Annotated in this window: 12 protein-coding genes; 7 read left to right on the forward strand and 5 right to left on the reverse strand. The window is 42.9% G+C overall.

Annotated elements, in window-relative coordinates:
• The 4 genes from purU (at position 1) to FKG96_RS05190 (ending at position 7,515) form a co-directional block, all read left to right on the forward strand.
• Entirely contained in the window at positions 1 to 840 is an 840-nt protein-coding gene (gene purU / locus FKG96_RS05175; protein ID WP_130854448.1) for a formyltetrahydrofolate deformylase, read from the forward strand.
• Positions 841 to 1,184: 344 nt separating this feature from the next.
• A complete protein-coding gene (locus FKG96_RS05180; protein ID WP_013664936.1) occupies positions 1,185 to 4,445 on the forward strand; it encodes a TonB-dependent receptor in 3,261 nt (1,086 codons plus the stop codon).
• Between the two features lie 11 nt (positions 4,446 to 4,456).
• A complete protein-coding gene (locus tag FKG96_RS05185; protein ID WP_013664937.1) occupies positions 4,457 to 6,334 on the forward strand; it encodes a RagB/SusD family nutrient uptake outer membrane protein in 1,878 nt (625 codons plus the stop codon).
• Positions 6,335 to 6,525: 191 nt separating this feature from the next.
• Positions 6,526 to 7,515, forward strand: a complete 990-nt coding sequence (locus FKG96_RS05190; RefSeq protein WP_130854447.1) for an aldo/keto reductase — start codon at positions 6,526 to 6,528, stop codon at positions 7,513 to 7,515.
• A gap of 71 nt (positions 7,516 to 7,586) precedes the next feature.
• Here the strand turns inward: FKG96_RS05190 and FKG96_RS05195 are convergent, their stop codons facing one another.
• Positions 7,587 to 9,230, reverse strand: a complete 1,644-nt coding sequence (locus FKG96_RS05195; RefSeq protein ID WP_149105166.1) for a M28 family metallopeptidase — start codon at positions 9,228 to 9,230, stop codon at positions 7,587 to 7,589.
• A 485-nt stretch (positions 9,231 to 9,715) separates the two neighbouring features.
• Positions 9,716 to 9,931 (reverse strand): hypothetical protein, encoded by a 216-nt coding sequence (locus FKG96_RS05200; protein WP_130854445.1) that lies wholly within the window; start codon positions 9,929 to 9,931, stop codon positions 9,716 to 9,718.
• 514 nt (positions 9,932 to 10,445) lie between these two features.
• On the opposite strand from FKG96_RS05200, the gene FKG96_RS05205 reads away from it, so the two are divergent.
• Both FKG96_RS05205 and msrA read left to right on the forward strand, forming a co-directional pair.
• Positions 10,446 to 13,154 (forward strand): DNA gyrase/topoisomerase IV subunit A, encoded by a 2,709-nt coding sequence (locus FKG96_RS05205; RefSeq protein ID WP_149105167.1) that lies wholly within the window; start codon positions 10,446 to 10,448, stop codon positions 13,152 to 13,154.
• Between the two features lie 209 nt (positions 13,155 to 13,363).
• Positions 13,364 to 13,882 carry a peptide-methionine (S)-S-oxide reductase MsrA gene (gene msrA, locus FKG96_RS05210; RefSeq protein ID WP_013664942.1) on the forward strand — a complete coding sequence of 173 codons (519 nt, stop codon included), beginning with the start codon at positions 13,364 to 13,366 and terminating at the stop codon, positions 13,880 to 13,882.
• A gap of 23 nt (positions 13,883 to 13,905) precedes the next feature.
• Here msrA and FKG96_RS05215 read toward each other — a convergent pair whose 3' ends face one another.
• On the reverse strand, positions 13,906 to 14,949 hold the full coding sequence (locus FKG96_RS05215) for a hypothetical protein (protein ID WP_130854443.1): 1,044 nt from the start codon (positions 14,947 to 14,949) through the stop codon (positions 13,906 to 13,908).
• 553 nt (positions 14,950 to 15,502) lie between these two features.
• Between FKG96_RS05215 and FKG96_RS05220 the strand changes: the two genes are divergently transcribed.
• Positions 15,503 to 16,276 carry a LamG domain-containing protein gene (locus FKG96_RS05220; protein ID WP_130854442.1) on the forward strand — a complete coding sequence of 258 codons (774 nt, stop codon included), beginning with the start codon at positions 15,503 to 15,505 and terminating at the stop codon, positions 16,274 to 16,276.
• A gap of 25 nt (positions 16,277 to 16,301) precedes the next feature.
• On the opposite strand, the gene FKG96_RS05225 is transcribed toward FKG96_RS05220, so the two are convergent.
• Both FKG96_RS05225 and FKG96_RS05230 read right to left on the reverse strand, forming a co-directional pair.
• The gene (locus FKG96_RS05225; protein WP_130854441.1) at positions 16,302 to 18,011 is read right to left on the reverse strand and encodes an FAD-dependent oxidoreductase; all 1,710 of its coding nucleotides are present in this window, start codon (positions 18,009 to 18,011) and stop codon (positions 16,302 to 16,304) included.
• Positions 18,012 to 18,029: 18 nt separating this feature from the next.
• Positions 18,030 to 19,742, reverse strand: a complete 1,713-nt coding sequence (locus FKG96_RS05230; RefSeq protein WP_130854440.1) for a GMC oxidoreductase — start codon at positions 19,740 to 19,742, stop codon at positions 18,030 to 18,032.
• Between the last annotated feature and the right edge of the window lies 1 nt (position 19,743).

The raw sequence follows: 19,743 nt of genomic DNA on the forward strand, positions 1-19,743 counted from the left end.
ATGGAACAGACCCTGATACTTGTTCACTGTACCGATGCGGTCGGTTTAGTTTCGTCCATCGCACACGTCGTAGCAAAATATGGTTTGAATATAACTACCATGCGTGAGTATGTGGACGAAAGTACCAAACGTTTTTTTTCGCGCATCGTTTGCATGGGAAAGGCCGTTGACCCTGAAAAATTAATGCAGGAGTTATTGATGATCCTACCTAAAGGTGCTTCTGTAAAGGTGAATCCGCCAAAACAGAAGCGCCTTGCCATACTGGTCACCAAAGAACCGCACTGCTTGGGCGATACACTGGTGCGCTATTTTTTCAATACACTGGGTGCCGATGTCTGTTGCGTTATCGGAAATTACGATCACCTGCGGTCTTTTACCGAGCGTTTTAATGTACCTTATCACTTTGTAAGCCATGAAGGGAAAACAAAGGATGAATTTGAAAAGGAGCTGCATAAAACAATTTATAGCTACAGTCCGGATTATGTTGTATTAGCCAAGTTCATGCGCATTTTATCACCTGTTTTTATCGCGCATTATCAAGGAAAGATCATCAACATTCATCATTCCTTCTTACCGGCCTTCATTGGAGCGAACCCCTATCAGCAAGCATATACCCGCGGGGTAAAAATTATCGGTGCTACGGCCCATTTTGTAACAGACGATCTGGATGAAGGACCGATTATTGCACAAGACGTAAAACCGGTCAACCATACGTATACAGCTGACGATATGCGCAAAGCAGGAAAAGAAATAGAAAAGGCGGTTTTAAGTAAAGCACTGTCGTTGATTATCGAGGACAGAGTCTTTGTAACCGGTAATAAAACGGTTGTTTTTGAGTAATTAATTGTTAAGGTGCGCCTTATGTAAGCCAAAGGCCCTCCTTTCTGCAAAGTGATTCATCCACGAATCGCTTTTTTTTGTAGATATTTTCCAATCCCTCGAACAGGACGTTTCTCTTTTTTCCATAAGTAAAAATACTTCTTTACTACTTATTGTAACTTATACACAATTTCTAATTTTTTCTTGCATCCTATAGGATCATTGTTTATGTTTACGGCAACCGAATTAGAACTTTATTAGAATTTACAAAAACCAATAAACTAACATATGATTCTACTAGTCGCGCGGAATAATTGTGATTAGTACAATTATAGACTTTTAACATTATAAACAAACCAGCTATTATGAACTTAAATCGAAGTGATTTTAAGCGTGTATTATGCGGGGCTCTTTTGGTAGCGGGATTTCACGCACCTTATGAAGCTTTGGCAAAAACCAATTGGCTAGCGAGGGAAGTTAAGGATAATCTCTCGGCCGTTAAGCAACAATCAACAATCACCGGAAAAGTCAATTCCATGACAGGCAACGAGGGAATACCCGGTGTAAGTGTATTGGTAAAGGGCTCACAAAAAGGAACAACTACCGATGTCGACGGGAAATTTAGCTTAGAGGGGGTGCCGGCTAATGCTACCTTGGTTTTTACCATGGTGGGCTATAAAACACTGGAAGAGCCCGTAAATAACCGCAAATCAATAACCGTCACCCTTCAGGACGATATTGCCAATCTCGACGAGGTCGTGGTGGTGGGTTATGGAACACAAAAGAAAGAAACCGTTACCGGTTCGGTCGTATCAGTAAAAAGTGAAGAATTGGTCAAGTCACCTTCGCTCAATGTCTCAAATTCATTGGCAGGTAGAATGCCTGGTGTCATCGCAACTCAAAGCAGCGGCGAGCCGGGAGGTGATGGTTCTAACATTAAGATCCGGGGAACAAATACCTTGGGAAATAGTAGCCCGCTCATTGTTATTGACGGTATACCGGCAAGACAAGGGGGGATTGAACGGCTGAATCCGGCAGATATAGATAACATTTCGGTGTTGAAAGATGCTGCAGCAGCTATTTATGGTGCTCGTGCTGCTAACGGGGTCATACTAGTAACAACCAAAAGAGGTAAGTCCGGCCGACCTCTTCTATCTTATACCTACAATCAAGGCTTTGCGCAACCAACGGTGATCCCCGAATTGGCAGACGCTGCGCAGTATGCCGAAATGCGGAATGAACTGGAGGTTTTTAAACTTCCTGTGAACGAATGGCAGGCAGCAAACAGCGCCTTTAGAGAAACAGGCTCCTACACGCGCTCCAACGGATCGGTTCTTACCGCACCATTTCTTCCGGCAGATTTCGAAAAATTCAAAGATGGGTCCGACCCATGGGGACATCCCAATACCGATTGGTACGATGCTACGCTGAAAAATTGGTCGCCTCAGGCAAGACATAATGTACAGTTGACCGGTGGTTCTGATAACTTTAAATATTTAACGTCCATCGGTTATCAAAATCAAGATGGTTACTACAAAAATTCAGCTACCGGCTATAAGCAATATGATCTGCGGATCAACCTCGACGCAACAATCAGTAAGTATGTGACAACGAAAATCGGTGTATTGGGACGTCAGGAAAACAGGAATTACCCAACTAAATCCGCCGGAACTATTTTCAGGATGTTGATGCGTGGTAATCCTACCATGCCTGCCTTTTGGCCAAATGGTTTACCCGGTCCTGATATAGAAAACGGAGAGAATCCCGTAGTGATCACAACCGACCAAACCGGTTACGACAATAATAAGCAGTACTTTTTTCAAACAAATGGCCAGGTCGATATTACCTTCCCTTGGATTGAAGGGTTGAAATTTACAGGTACGGCGGCCATTGATAAATATATCAAGCAATCGAAGAAATGGGAGACTCCCTGGAATCTTTATACTTGGCAAGGAGCATATGAAGACGATGGGGTAACACCGCAACTGGTGCGTGGTAGACGTGGCCCTGCCGATCCTCGCTTGACACAGGCAAACGAAGATCAATTAAACATTCTTCTCGGAGGTGTTTTGAATTACGACCGCTCTTTCGGTGATCATACCTTTAATGTAATGGCAGGGGTGAACCGCGAAACGATCGATAACGAAAACTTCAATGCCTACAGACGCTATTTTATTTCAACCGCTATTGATCAGCTGATCGCAGGAGGAGAGCGCGAAAAGAATAACAACGGCGGAGCCTGGAAACGCGCAAGACTGAATTATTTTGGTAGGGTTGGATATAACTATAAAGAAAAATATATTGCTGAATTTCTATGGCGATACGATGGCTCTTATATGTTCCCGGAAAACAGTCGTTTCGGCTTCTTCCCGGGTGTTCTCGCAGGTTGGCGAATCTCAGAAGAGAATTTCTGGAAAGAGAATATTTCTTTCATCAACTATTTAAAGCTCCGCGGTTCATGGGGTCGAATGGGTAATGATAATATATACTTCAAAAATAACTACGCAGAAGGGCAATACTTAGAGGATGACGCTAGATTGCAAGAATACCAGTATTACTCAACCTATGGATACGGCACCTATATCGTTGATGGTTTATTGGTTAAATCATTATATGAATCGCGTGTTCCTAACACAATGGTAACATGGGAAGTTGCTGATAATTATAACTTAGGTTTGGACGGTCAGCTCCTCGATGGTAAGATCAATTTTGAGTTTGATGTATTTATGAATAAACGTTCGAATATTTTATGGCAGCGAAATGCTTCGATACCGCAAAGTACCGGTATGACACTACCTGCTGAAAATATCGGAAAAGTGGATAACAAAGGATGGGAGTTCAATATTGGTTATAATGGTGCAGCAGGAGATTTTAAGTATAACATTAACGTCAATGGAGGTTATACCAAAAACAAAATCAAGTTTTGGGACGAAGCACCGGGGGCACCTGAATGGCAGCGTACAACGGGAAGGGTAACAGATGCTCAACTATATTATATTTATGACGGTGTGTTCCGCGATGAGGCTGATATTGCGGCTAATACATTGGATTATAGTGCGATTACCAATAACCTACGTCCGGGGGACATGAAGTATCAAGATTTTGACGGAGATGGAAAAATTACACCGGACGACCGTGTTCGGCGTGATAAGAATAGACAGCCTACTTTTCAGGGTGGTTTGAATATTGGTATGCAATATAAAAACTTCGACCTGACTATCTTATTCCAAGGTGCTATGGGTGGTGAACTCCGGGTCGGTTCGGACGAATCGGGGGCCATCGGGAACTACTTATTGGAATTTTACGAAAACAGATGGACGGTTGACAACCCAAGCAGCGAACATCCACGCATTACAGATCGGAGCGATCAATACTATTCCTATAACAATACCTATTGGTTGCAAAGCACTAACTATATCCGCTTGAAGAATCTGGAATTAGGCTATACCCTGCCAACCACAATCGGCGAAAAAATAGGGATCAGTAACCTGAGGGTATACGTAAGTGGATTCAATTTGCTAACCTTCAGTAAAATGAAGGCTTATGATCCGGAATCAACCAACGTATTGGGACAGTATTATCCGCAATCACGCATTATTAATACAGGATTGGCGGTAACCTTTTAATGAAAGAAATCATGAAGAAGTCATATAGAATATTAGGTGTTATAGCCTTGTTTTTACTGGGAATAGTCTCCTGTAAAACTGATTTTTTGAACACGGAGCCGATGACCGAAGTGCCTCAACAAGTGGTATGGAGTGATGCCGGTCTGGCAGAAGCATTTATCCTTGAGATGTATAATGGAATCGGGCAGGGGGGCTTTGAAGAAGAAATGCAGTCGTCCATGACCGACGAATCGATGTTTACCCATCCCGGAAGAGGAATAAATACCATTACAGAATCTCGTTCAAACCCCGCTGATCAAGGGATGATCAAGAGAACGTATCTATGGGATTCGCTCTACATGCGCATCCGGGCAACCAATATTGCCTTGAAAAATCTAGCGACGCCACAGTTTGAAAATACCAATAACCTGGTAGAGCGTTTAAAGGGAGAAGCACACTTTTTAAGAGCCTATTATTATCAGCAATTGCTTCGTTTTTATGGAGCAGTGCCACTCATTAATCGTCCTTATGAATTAGGGGAAGCAGATTATACCGTTCCTCGTAATACGTATGAGGAATGCGTCAATTTCATCGTAGCGGATTGTGATACGGCGATTAATTTATTGAACGGGCTCACAGCGAGCACGGGTAGGGCAACCAATGTGGCGGCGATGGCATTGAAGGCTCGAGTACTGGTATATGCTGCGAGCGATTTACATGATATACCTACGGCCTCCGCTAAATCCCCAACCATAGCAGGTTATAGTAATAAGGAATACTTGGGCTATGTAAGTGGAAATCGGATGGAGCGCTGGCAAAAAGCGAAAGATGCTGCAAAGGCCGTAGTGGACCAGTCGGCATTTGCCTATAAAATGGACTTAACGGGTCCCGTTAGTCCGGAAGAAGGAACGGAAAACTACATGGTGTTGTCGTTGGGGGGTGGTAGCAGGGCCGTTGCGGGAGATGGTGGACGAGAAATACTATTGGGACGCTTTTTCGTCGACCTGAAAGACGAGGCAGGTAACTGGCTCGGAAGAAATAATGGACCGAATGGTTATCATAACTGGGCAGGAAATACGCCAATACAGAATTTGGTAGACGATTACGAGATGATCGATGGCTCGCGCTTTAGTTGGGATAACCCCGTACATAAAGCCGCCCCTTACCAAAATAGGGATCCCAGAATGTATGCCACCATTTTACACGATGGATCGGATTGGAAACCACGTACGGATGATGTGAAAGGACGCGATCCTAATAATCAGATACAGACAGGGCAGTATCAGGTAACTAATGCTTCCGGACAAGTGGTGACGCAATATGGATTGGATACCAGAAACAGTCCAATTGAAGATTGGAACGGCACGCATACCGGTTATTACTTCCGCAAATTTACCGATCCGGATCCGGCTGTGGTTGACCAAAACACGCGTCAATTTATCCCCTGGCCGGTATTGAAGTACACAGAAGCCGTATTAAACTACGTAGAAGCCTGTATAGAATTGGGCGAAGATGGAGAGGCGCGTAACTGGTTAAATAAAATTCGTTTCCGTGCAGGCATGCCGGCAGTAACCGAATCCGGTGATGCACTGCGGCAACGTTATAGAAATGAAAGACGGGTAGAGTTAGCCTACGAAGAACATCGCTTCTTTGATGCGAGAAGATGGATGATTGCGCCTACAACTTTAGGAAACAAAATCAGAATCATCCGCATATTTGGAACGCTGAAAGATGGTAAGCAGGTGCGTGTTTATAAGTACGACCCCGAAAATTATAATTACACGTATACGCCCTCGGAGCTCGATCCCGGTATCGAAAACCGCCAATGGTTAGATAAAATGTACTTTATTAGTATCCATCGCGACGAAATGAATCGAAATGCAAAGCTAGTACAGAATCCAGGGTACTAATTTTTAACGAAAAGAGACCTCGGAAAATGGATCACCCAGTCACTATTCGGCTGGGTGATTTTTTTTAAACGCTTAGTTCCCCATTCAACTATTTCTCTACTAACGAATCAGCTTCCTGTCATCATTTCCGTTTTTTTCAAAACTTTTACGGCCATTCATTAGTTTTACAGAAATCAGTTAACAATAACAGTATGGAATATAGAAGAATGGGCCGTACGGGGCTACAGTTAAGTGCACTGTCCTTTGGTTCTTGGGTAACCTTTGCGCGGCAAGTGGATGATACCTTAAGTGACCGTCTAATGGGTATCGCTTATGACGCCGGGGTTAATTTTTTTGATAATGCGGAAGTTTACTCACGAGGTGAATCAGAAAGAATGATGGGAAGGGTGTTAAAAGCAAAAAGCTGGGAGCGCTCTTCCTATGTTGTCTCCAGTAAAGTCTTCTTCGGCTGGAAAGGACCCGATAAAAAGCCAAATCAGTATGGATTAAGCCGCAAGCATATCGTGGAAGCTTGTCACGAAGCCTTGCAACGTTTACAGGTTGAGTACCTTGATCTCTATTATTGCCATCGTCCTGATAAAAATACACCGATGGAAGAAGTGGTTCGTACTATGAACACATTAATTCAGCAGGGGAAGGTTCTCTATTGGGGTACCAGTGAATGGAGCGCTGCGGAAATTGTAGAGGCCTATGCCGTTGCTGCCAAATTGAACTTGGAACCGCCGGCCGTTGAGCAGCCTGAGTACAACTTATTCCATCGACAAAAAATAGAGGTTGATTATTTGCCTATCTTCCGTAATCTTGGCATGGGAACTACCATCTGGAGCCCCTTGGCTTCGGGGCTATTAACCGGGAAGTACAATGAAGGCATTCCGGAGGGGTCGCGTTTGGCACTGGAAGGCTATGAATGGCTGAAAGATAAGTCCTATACGGATCAAAAGCTCGGAGCTGTGAAGAACCTGAAAAAGGTAGCCGATGAATTAGGGGCCAGTTTGGCAACTCTTTCCATTGCCTGGACGCTTACGAATTCAAATGTGACAACCGCGATTCTTGGTGCAACAAAGGATAGCCAGCTTCAAGAAAATCTAAAGGCCTTGGAAATCCTTCCAAAATTAACACCTGAGTTATTGGCGAAAATTGATGATATTATGGGAACGGCACCGCTATTGCCGGAATATTAAGTATAAGTTAGTTGCCAGTTACGGGTTACAAGTTTCCGAAAAGCTTTCAACCCATAACTGGCAACACGCAATTAGCGTTTCTCACCGGCCGCTTTGAATTCCGAGCCCTCTTTCCATTTTGGAAAGCTGCTTTCCTGAGTCAGCGTATAGCCCACATCAAAGAATAAGCGTAAATCTTCTACCATACCATCCAACTTCCATGCGTCATCGAATTCGTCAGCAGGTTGATGATAGCGTTTTTCATTATATGCTTCTTTTTGTGCTAAACCAAATTCTTCGCCCTTTCCTAATACATCATCGCCGGTACTTGGATATAATGCGGGTATACCAACCTTTGCAAAATTGAAATGATCTGAACGGAAGAAATGTCCGGCAGATGGATTCGAATCCGGTTTAATTGTTCTTCCCTGTTTTTTTGCTGCAACTGCCGCATAGTCGTCCATTTCCGATTGTCCGAGCCCGGTTACAATGAGATCTTTAGTCCTGCCAATGGGTGCTAAAGCATCCATATTAATGTTGGCTACTGTCTTTGCCAATGGATAAATCGGATGGGTTGCGTAAAACTCGGATCCCAATAATCCCTCTTCCTCGCCTGTCAAAGCAATAAAAAGTACCGAACGCTCAGGAGCTGTCTTTGCAGCTTTAAAGGCTTTTGCAATCTCAAATAGACCTGCTACGCCGGTGGCGTTATCAACCGCACCGTTATAAATAGAATCGCCTTCGATGGCCTCTCCGATGCCTAGGTGATCCCAATGTGCCGAGTATATAATGTATTCATCCGGACGTTTACTTCCTTTTAATTTTGCTACTACGTTATTGGACATGGACTTTTTCGTTTCTTGCGTAATGGTGGTGCCTGTCGTTAGCTTTAAGTCTACCGCCTTGAACCCCGGCTTTTTAGCTTGCTCCAAAACATCCATGGACACGTCGGCAAGTTCAAATAGCCTTTTGGTGGCATCGGCAGTTAACCAACCTTCAAAAGCACATCTCGAAGCGCCATTGTCTTCGGTTTGTAGATTGAGCTGCGGTCCACTCCAGCCGCTTCTTACCACGTTCCACCCGTAACTTGCAGCTTCTGTATTATGAATAATCAACACGCCTGTCGCACCTTGCCGGGCCGCTTCTTCGAATTTATAAGTCCAACGACCGTAATAAGTCATCGTTTCTCCTTTGAATAGGTCCTTGTTGTAAAATCCGGGATCATTTACCATGACCACAACTGTTTTTCCTTTTACATCGAGTCCTGCATAATCATTCCAGTTGAACTCCGGAGCAACGATACCGAATCCGGCGAATACCACATCCGAGCTTTTAACTTCAATAGCAGGCTGAACTCTTCGACTACCTAAAACAACTTCGTCTAGCAATTTAAAATCTACTTTCCCTTTAGATCCCGTAAAGGACAGAATGGCTTTCGGATTTGATTTAATTTCCACCATAGGCACTTCCTGGAAATAACTATCCTTATTCCCCGGTTCGAGGCCTATGTCTTCAAAAGCCCGTTTGATATACTGGATGGTCTTTTCTTCTCCCTTGGTAAATGGCTTTCTACCTTCGAGGCTATCGCTCGATAAATCCTTCACATATTGTGCAAGACTTGCTTCATCGATTTGTTTAAAAGCCGCTGAATCGGTTGTACCAGCCCCTTTTTCTCCGCTGTTACAAGCGAATAAAGAGGGAATAATAAGCGCTAATGCGTATACAGTTTTCTTCATGTCGTAAAATAAAATTTAAATTTAACCCATTCGGGCATAGGATACAAATAAAGGAATGTGATTATTGGCTTTTTCACTAAAACAGGCGTTTCGCTTTTAGCATCTACGATGGTGTTTGTATTAAAAACGTTTATTTTAGTCAATTTTATTTTACGTCACACCTGTCCAAAATAAATTTTCTGGACAAAAAAGAGGAGGTTTTCGGCTATAAGAGGCTCTATTTTTATTGGGAAAGCAAAAGTTTCCATGGGTGTTGGTATAAATTTAATATGACTATCGGCTTTCTAACCTAAAGCAGGGATCAATTTAACACATAGATAAATTGTTTATATTAAAGGAACGATTATTTTAACTTCTTTCTTTCTCCGCGAAATAAAGAAGCAAAGAAAGCTCGCCGCTTTAAAATTTACAGGAACGGATCGTGCCTCCTCGTGCTATTTGTAAATTTTGGAGGCGGCATTTTTTAGAACGTAGGGCTTTTACTTTTAACCGGACGTATTATTATCTTCAGCCCTAATATAGCCCTGTGCGTGGGTAAAATGGCCTTGGAGGATACCGAAGCAACGAGCAGCAAAGCATTTGCATCGCTGATCATGTTGCACTACCCAAGCGGATTGAGGAAGTGAAACGGCTCCAATACGCGCCATGAATGCTTTGCCATCAGATGCAAGGTAGCCTACACACGCCTTGATTTTGCTCAACTTTTATCAAGAAAAGTTGAATAAAATAATCGTTCTATTTTTTAAGTAAACCGACCAACGGAGCTCCCATATTTCCTAATTATTATTTAACGTTTTGGACGGATATGATTTTACGTCTGTCTGTAGCAAAGTTCCAAGCGATGAGTTTATTCACACATTGCTTATTTTAAAGGTGTTCATGAGCTTCCTACGGTCGGTTTTGGTTACCTTTTACGGACCTTGAAAAAGCTTGAGCTCCTTTAAAAAGAATGAATTAGCGAAAAAACCACGAAGTAGCATGAGTGCCTTTTAAAACAAACGATAACGAATAAAAGTAACTAAATAAAAGTTCCTTTTGAAATGCTGAACTTGCTACCCATAATTCCTCTCTTAAATACCAAAATGTTTAGTATTTTTACGGCGCTTAATGATGTCATGAATAGCTTTAAGGAGTTATTACCGTCACAATGACAAAAAATGGCATCGGAAATAGTAAGCAAATTGCTAAAAGCTAATACCTAAAGGCTATAAAAAAATGAGCGAAGAAACAGACAATAACGAACTTTCAGGAAATAACGACGAGGCTCTAAGCCATAACCAAACGATTCCAATATCCGGTTTGTACGAGAATTGGTTTTTGGATTATGCTTCGTATGTCATACTTGATCGGGCGGTGCCGCATATCAACGACGGTTTAAAGCCGGTACAACGTCGTATTCTCCATTCATTAAAAGAAATGGATGACGGGCGCTTTAACAAGGCCGCCAATGTGATCGGTAATACCATGAAATACCATCCACATGGCGATGCCTCAATTGGTGATGCCATGGTTCAGATCGGGCAGAAAAATCTGCTCATCGATTGTCAGGGGAACTGGGGGGATCCTACAACGGGTGATTCTGCAGCAGCGCCTCGTTATATAGAAGGACGTCTGAGTAAATTTGCCAATGACGTTGTTTTCAACCCGGATACCACCGAGTGGCAATTGAGTTATGATGGTCGAAATCGTGAACCGGTTACCTTACCGGTTAAATTCCCCTTATTATTAGCTCAAGGTGCTGAAGGTATTGCGGTTGGTTTGGCTACGAAAATTATGCCTCATAACTTTGTAGAATTGCTGGATGGATCGATTGAAGTTCTTCGTGGCGGACGCCCCAACCTTGTGCCGGATTTTCCGACAGGTGGATTGGCTGACGTCTCCGCCTATAACGAAGGCATGCGCGGTGGAAAGGTAAAAGTGAGAGCACGCATTGAAGAGCGCGACAAAAAGACCCTAGCTATTACTGAAATCCCTTATGGAACTACAACCGGAGGTTTGATCGATAGCGTAATCGCTGCAAACGATAAAGGTAAAATTAAAATCAAAAAAATAGAAGATAATACAGCCGCAACAGTGGAAATTGTAGTGCATTTAGCCCCCGGGATTTCTCCGGATGTAACAATTGATGCGCTTTATGCCTTTACTGATTGCGAAGTTTCTATATCACCGAATACTTGTGTCATTCGTGATGATAAGCCACATTTTATGAGCGTTAATGATGTGCTTATCGAAAATACAAAACATACAAAAGGTCTACTCAAGCAGGAATTGGAGATTCGCCTAAATGAATTGCTGGAAAAGATTTTCTTCAGCTCCTTACTAAAGATCTTTATTCAGGAAGGGATGTATAAGCATCCTGATTATGAGAACGCGGGTAATTTTGAGATTGTTGTGGACGTCTTAAATCGTTTGTTCACACCCTTCTTTGACCGCTTCTATCGCGAAATACTTCCTGACGATTATAAAAAACTAATCGATAAACCGATGAGTAGCATCACCCGCTTCGACGTGAAAAAGGCGGATGAGCAGATGAAAGCTTTAGAGGATGAGATAAAGGAAGTCAAATACAACCTTAAGCATCTAACGGATTATGCAATCGCCTGGTTCCAAAAATTGAAGGATAAATATAGTAAAGGTCGTGAGCGGAGAACAGAGATTCGCATATTCGAAAAAGTCGAAGCTTCACAAGTGGCCTTAGCCAATGTTAAGCTATACGTAAATCGAGCAGATGGTTTTGTTGGAACAGGTTTAAAGAAAGATGAATATGTTGGTGATTGTTCAGATATCGATGATATTATCACATTCCTAGAGAACGGTACTTGCCTGGTAACCAAAGTGCAGGATAAAGTGTTTGTTGGGAAGGATATCATTCATGTTGGTGTTTTCAAAAAGGGAGATGAGCGTACCGTCTATAACATGATCTATCGGGACGCAAAAACAGGTATATCCTATGTCAAGCGCTTTTCGATACTAGGTGTTACGAGAGATAAGGAATACGATCTGACCAAAGGAAGTAAAGGATCAAAGGTGCTTTATTTTACTGCAAATCCGAACGGGGAGGCTGAGATAGTAAATGTACAGCTTAAGCCGCATTCCAAACTGAGAAAACTACAGTTTGATCTAGACTTTGCCGAAATTGCGATTAAGGGTAGGGCCTCGCAGGGTAACATTGTTAGCAAATATCCCATTAAGAAGATTATCCTGAAATCAAAGGGTGTCTCTACCTTAGCCGGACGAAAAATTTGGTTCGATGAGGTGCTGAATCGGTTGAATGTAGATGGCCGAGGGAAGTATTTAGGCGAATTTGATGGGGATGATCGCATATTGATCGTAATGCCCGATGGCACCTATAGCTTAAGCAGTTTTGAGCTTACGAATCATTTCGATCCGAAAATGCTGCGAATTGAGAAATATAATCCGGAGCAAGTTTTTACTGCAATACATATCGATGGCAAGACCGGAAACTACCTCGTGAAACGATTCGTTTTCGAAAATACACCCATCGGTAAAACAACCTTCATTATCAACGAGGAGGCTGGTTCTAAATTGGTACTTCTTACAAATGGAAAGGATCCAATCATTAAATTGGATGTATTGAAAGGAAAGACGCAAATTCCGGAAACAATCGAACAACATTTGAATGAAATTGTTGATGTGAAAGGAATGAAGGCACAGGGAAATAGGCTTAGTTCACACGATGTCAAAAAAGTTACGTTGTTGTCTGGAGAAGAAGCGTATGTAACCGGACATGATGAAGAGAAAAAGAGGGAAGATGCAATAGCAGACCCGGATGAGGAAAGGGTAGAGGACGAAACGGTAGCTCCTTCGGAGCCATCCGAGAAGCCAAAGCCAAAAATTGACTTGGAAATTACCAATCCGGATGATATCGACTTGGATGATAGTGGACAACAATCATTGTTTTAATGATCTCCTGCAAATTGCCTGTTACTAAGAGCAAAAGTATAAGATCGATGACTAAGCGGTTTAAATGCAAGCCTTAAGTCATATGTTATACCAACTGGCTTAAAGTGTGAAAAATTTTATAAATTGATAACAATAATGAAAGCTGACGGCTGGCAGCTTACGACCGTCCCGGTGGGATGGTATTTACTTTGGATTCTTAATTTAGGTTTATGAAGGCGACATTTGGAGGAGGCTGCTTCTGGTGCACAGAGGTTATTTTTCAGCAGCTTGACGGCGTTAATTCCGTGCTACCCGGCTATATGGGAGGACATAAAGAAAATCCCACTTATAAGGAAGTTTGTACAGGAGAAACCGGGCATGCAGAAGTAGTACAGATTGACTACGATCCGCAAAAGATCTCTTATAAGAAACTATTGGGCATATTTTTTAAAACCCATGACCCCACTACCTTGAACAGACAGGGGAACGATATAGGAACGCAATACCGTTCAGCGGTATTTTATCATAGCCCGGAACAAAAGTTTGAGGCCGAGACCTTAATCAACAAACTGACAGAAGAGAAGATTTTTGACGATCCCATTGTAACCGAGGTGGTAGAGGCTAGAACTTTTTATGAAGCAGAGGACTATCACCACGACTATTTTAATAATAACCCGGATAATCCTTATTGTGCGGCTGTAATACAACCCAAATTGCAAAAATTTCTTAAGAGCTTGGAAAAAGCCTAAGTGATCGATCAATTAGGCATGTATTATTGATATTGTATATAACTTGGTGCTGGCTTCAACTGCAATAATTCAGTTGGAGTCAGCATTCTTTTTGGAGCCTGTTTTAAATCGTTTTTATAAAATAATTTAAAACCGGTAAATTGCACGGGCTCCCGGTAGATAAATTGGCGGTAAGTTGCTTTCTTTAGAGCGGGAGGTCCCCAGCCATCCATCTCGATAACAACCTGCACTTCGGGGCGTAATTTAATGTTCTTATAGTCTCGCACCATACCGGCAGTGAAACGATGTACAACGAGTAATTTTGGAGGTAATTGGCTTTCTTTTACTAAACGAGCTAAAAAATCGGCCGCATAATTGATATCCCTGGCATCGAAGCTGCCGATCCGGGTACCGGGTTTGCTCCCATCCTTCATTGAAAATTCCGGATCGATTCCCAAATGTACCTGAGGCAGTCGCAGGTATTTTTCCAACCTCGGAATCTCTTCCTGCAAAGTACTTAAGGCGACTTGTATATCTAAAAATACAGGCAAGTTACCATGTTGCCGAGCAATATTCAGAACGGAATCTATTTGTTTGTCGGGCATGCGCAGGCGGTGTTTACCATCTCTACCGGCGTCACTTTGGGCGGTTACCGCGATATAATGCAGGGCGGCAATGGCTTTGGTGCTGCTATCGGCATCGTTCCAACGTACAACTTCCTCATTGAGCCGCCTGATCATTTCTTTCGGTGGAAGTTCACCTAGTATTCCCATGCGCTTAGAATATAGGTTTCCATAGTAAGCGATAATCCGATGTTCGGGAAGCAAAGCGCCTTTTAAAGGCAAGGGCTGTGGACTCACTGGCCATCGGTTTGCCGTATCGCCATTGGCAAGTGCTAGTAACTTTTGGTAGTAACTGATACTATCCACTGTCGTATCATCGAAGCTTGCTTGGCTTTGTAAGGTATCTGCGAGCGCCAGCTTGTCGCTTACCGTATTAACCTGAGCGCAGGAATAACCCGCAAGTGCTAGCAAGGCGGGGATGAAAAGCAATAGCCTAAAAGGCGATCGAAAACCTATTTTAATCATAAAGTTTAGAATAGAAACGGTAAGGTAATACAAAAATAAAATAAATTTACCGCATACCTATGTAGTAGAATGAATGATATTGATAATGAAGGGGATATCATGAAAATAACTTTATTATTTGTACTTGTTCTAAATAAACTTTATACTTGCACTATCGATAATCGTTCTAAATAAAAGAAGTTTGTAGGCTTGAAAAATAACATGGTTCATGTTTGGTTTGGTTGGTTAAAGTTTCCGGTTTCATAACACATTGTAGAAGCCGGATTCTTTTATTCCGAGTTAAGGTTATAAACGTTAGGTTTTTTTGTTCATAAAGTATCTATATAGATTGTTTATATAGTTGTTTAGTTTAGTTAGTGTAAAGCGGTTGTCGTGAGATATCCGCTTTATTTTTTGTGATGAGAGTGAGGAATGGAGGAAAGAATAAATCAAGCTATAGTGCAATAATGTGCAGATTGGAAAGTTAAAATATACATTTTTTTTACAGATGCCGGAATTGAGATTTTTAATCTCTGTCTTTTAGATAATTTTGGTTTCGGAATAAAAAAACCTTATGAAAACACGATTTACCCTTCACCATTTTGTCAGTTTAATAACTTTAATCATTTTGTTTTCCTGTAATAAAGAGGCGAGGTTAGATCCAGTTGAAGACGTTGATTTGCGAAATGGCTTGCGATATAACTTCCCATTTTCCGGAAATAGCATTGAAACGATATCAGGCTTAAATTATGATACACATGGGGCAAAATATACAACTGACCGTTTTGGAAACCCTAATTCCGCACTTTGTCTAGATGGAAATTATTTGGATCTGGATGCTGGCTTAGCTGATTCAATCGGTACTCTTTCTTTTTGGTTACAGAGTCCAGATGTTCATTTAAATAAGCAATTACCGCTTTTTGTTGGCGGTGTTCATACACTTGCCTTATACCGATATAGACTTGTAATTGAAGAAGGAAAAATATCGCTTCTTTCGCTTTTTAGATGGGGAGTGCCCACCGGCGAAGGGTGGCCGGAGCCATTATACACAGATTCTGTTCTCCGTCCTAATTCTTGGCATCACATTGTTGTGCGTTGGTCCGATGCCGAAGAACTGGTTGAAGTCTATGTCGATAATGAAAAAGAGCTATCGTCATTATATTTGCCCAATTGGAGTCTGGCCGAGAAAGACGATGTTAATCAGGAAACGGTAGGGGCAGAATGGAATTATGGCAGCCACGCAGGAAATTATTTAACATATTTCAAGGGACAAATGGATGACCTTAGGTTTTATAACAGACGACTTAGCGATCTAGAAGTCGAGGCCCTGTATATGGATACTAAATAAAATAATGTTCTTGGACTTTGGGCTCTCATATAGCGTTCGGCCAATTGGTCTCTATCCCTTCCTTTCGAACGAAACGCTGAAAATCGTTCAATAGCTGCTGATCATTTCTAACCTGATGGGGTGTTAATTTCTTTCGAATAACATAGGCACTTAACAAACCAACGGCTTCTCCGATACTCCATTCCACGGGATGCAAACGATAACAGCCGTTTGTAATATGAGTGGTTCCAATATTTTTATTGGCGGCGAGCAGGTTTTTCATGCGTATGGGAAGGAATGCACCTAAAGGAATTTGAAAGGGGAGCGAACTAAAATCGATATAATTATCGCCACCACTGCTCGGGTGGAGATCGATATGATAGTACCCGATACCCACGCTGTCAAAAAAATCAGCGGCTTTACTAGCTGCGGATTGTCCGGCAACCAAACCTCTGTTTTCCTTTCCCACATGTTCTTCGAGAATGGTAAAGGTTGCTTTTATTCGTCTCGATTCGCGTATATACGGGTACTTAGCTAACCCGTCAGCGGTCCCTAATACATCACCCCGTAAACGAAGGCCGGGCCACCCTTCACCACCATCGGACCTTGGAGCGGCCGTCTGTAACCAGTAAAATAGGGATAAACTTAACTGCTTTGCTGCTTTCAGGTGCTTTGCATATACGGCGGGCGGTACATCGATCAAGTTACCCAAAAAATAATCGTTCTGTGGCCAATTCATTATACTGAGGTCACCGCCAAAGGCCCCGGGTAAAAAATTGTGTCTGTTGATGATTTTTCGATAATTCCAAAGGTTTAACGCTTTATTGGTCGCTTCACCGGTTGGATTGAAGCCGAGTGTAGTGGCCTGCAATGTACGCGGATTGGAATAGGAGAGATCCAACAATTTACCCGACCAGGAGGGGACCATCTTCGGTATGAAATCACGCCAAAAATCATATTGTTCCGGCTTATCAATCACGTGGTTTTCTCCTTGTTGATAGTCCATAGCCAAACACATAGTAAAAGCCTGTTGGTTTTCAGGCTTGCCGACTTCCGGGGCATGCAGCTCGTTCGTTTCCTTTTTGGATTCGGTACCTGTAACGTATTCCGTACCGGTTAATGGGAGCAGATCACCGAGCTCGGTAGCATCGATAAAATAATGACCATTTAAAGTAAGTTCATGATCCTCATGCCGATGTTTCACAAGTACTGCGGTGACCTGATCTTGATGAATAGCGGCTTTTATAACTCGATAATCCGTGAGTAAGGTTAATTTACCGGAGCTTAAATAAGGCATTAACATCTCCAATAGGACGGCAACAGCCACTCTAGGCTCATGGCATAGGCGTGAAACGGAACCATCTCCGGGATTTAAATGGGTGCGCTGTTTTGCTTCGGTCGTTAATGGATAATTGCGTTTATAAAACGTACGTATGCGATCACGAAAAGCGCGGTATGAGGCGGGTGCACCATGGGTTTCAATCCATTGGTGCTCGTCGGGAGGTACGCCTTGTTGACTGAGCTGACCTCCCAACCAATCGGTTTCTTCACTCAGTGTAACGCACAATCCATGGCGCAGCGCGGCTAAAGCTGCCGCGCATCCGCCTAAGCCTCCGCCAACGATGACAATGTCGGACTTAAGCTCTTTCTGTTTGTGCTTTTCATGCGCATGAGCTGATGCATTTGATAGGTAAGGGATATTGGCTAAAAAGGTGCTGCCTATAGTGATGCCTGTTATAAAATCTCGTCTTTTCATATTTGGAATTTATGGATGTCAAACGGTTCCATCGTTCTTTTGAAGTGCCGTAGCGGCATAATCTACTGCTCTTGCTGTAAGTGCCATATAGGTCAGGGATGGATTTTGATTACCGGTTGAGGTCATACAGGCACCATCGGTAACAAATACATTTTTACATTGATGAAGTTGATTCCACTTATTCAACAACGATGTTTTGGGGTCCTTTCCCATGCGTGCCCCGCCCATTTCATGTATATCCAAGCCCGGTGCATCTTTACGGTCAATCCTTGCTGCGACCTTACAACCGGATTGCTCGAGCATAGCAGAGCCCTGTTCCAGAAAATCGTGCATAAGTTTTACGTCATTATCCGTATAGTCAACGGATGTAATCAATTGCGGAATGCCCCACGGATCTTTTTCATGGTTACTTAGGCGGACATGATTTTCATATCGAGGGATGGTTTCTCCTTGCATCATCATGAAAACCTGCCACGGACCGGCCTCTGTGAGTTGATCTTTATAATCACTTCCAATTCCTTCCAGCTGTTGGCTCCATCCTGCTCTACTAGCGCTGAAGGCGATCATATAACCTCGTAGAAAGTCGGTCTCCTGCCGGAATACATTGCGAAAGGAAGGCATAAAAATGCTGGTGGGGCGTCGTCCGTAATAATATTGATCGCGAAGCCCATCAAAGCTGGCCAATATATTGCCACGATAATTATGAAAGGCAATGTAATGGCCAAGTAAGCCGTTGTCATTGCCCAACCCTTGGGGGAAGCGGGCTGACTTCGAATTTAATAGGATAAGATTGGTGTTAAGAGCGGATGCGTTAACAAAAATAATGCGTGCATAAAACTCCTTTACAAGTTTTGTTTTGCTATCCACAGTACGCACACCGATTGCTTTGCCCTTTTGTTCATCGTACAGAATAGATTCCACCACTTGATTGGTCAATAAGGTCAGATTACCTGTAGCATCGGCCCAGGGTAGTGTGGATGAATTACTGCTAAAGTAAGCACCGAATGGGCATCCCCGATGGCAGAGGTGCCGAGCCATACATTGGCCTCTTCCTTGGGCTACATGAATTTTTTGTGGTGCCGTGAGGTGGGCACAACGACCAATGATGACATGGCGATTGGGATAAGAGGCTTTTATTCGTTCTTTAAGGTGCTTCTCTAGAGCATTCATCTCGAAAGCAGGAAGCACTTCGCTATCGGGAAGGTTCGGAATCTGATCTTTGGTCCCGCTGATTCCAACAAACTTTTCTACATAACTGTACCATGGTGCCAGGTCTTTATAGCGAATGGGCCAGTCTATCGCAAAACCGTCCCGTGCCGGGGCTTCAAATTCATAATCACTCCAACGCTGCGTTTGTCGTGCCCAAAGTAGGGACTTGCCGCCAACTTGATAGCCCCTTATCCAGTCGAACGGCTTCTCCTGCACATATGGGTGTTCCTGATCTTTTACAAAAAAGTGTTGTGTTGTTTCGTCAAAAGCATAGCAACGGGACACAATGGGATTGTTAGTCGTCACCGCTTCCGGTAGCTCTCCTCGATGTGTGAATTGCCAAGGATCCTGCATCGCCGTAGGATAATCTTCCAGGTGTTTGACCATTCGACCCCGTTCTAATACCAACGTTTTATACCCTTTCTCACAAAATTCTTTGGCCGCCCAACCACCGCTGATGCCCGAACCGATTACAATGACATCATACGTGTGCTGCGCTTTCGCCTTCCCCGATATATTCATG

The organism is Olivibacter sp. LS-1 (assembly GCF_008245145.1).
Lineage (GTDB): Bacteria > Bacteroidota > Bacteroidia > Sphingobacteriales > Sphingobacteriaceae > Olivibacter > Olivibacter oleidegradans.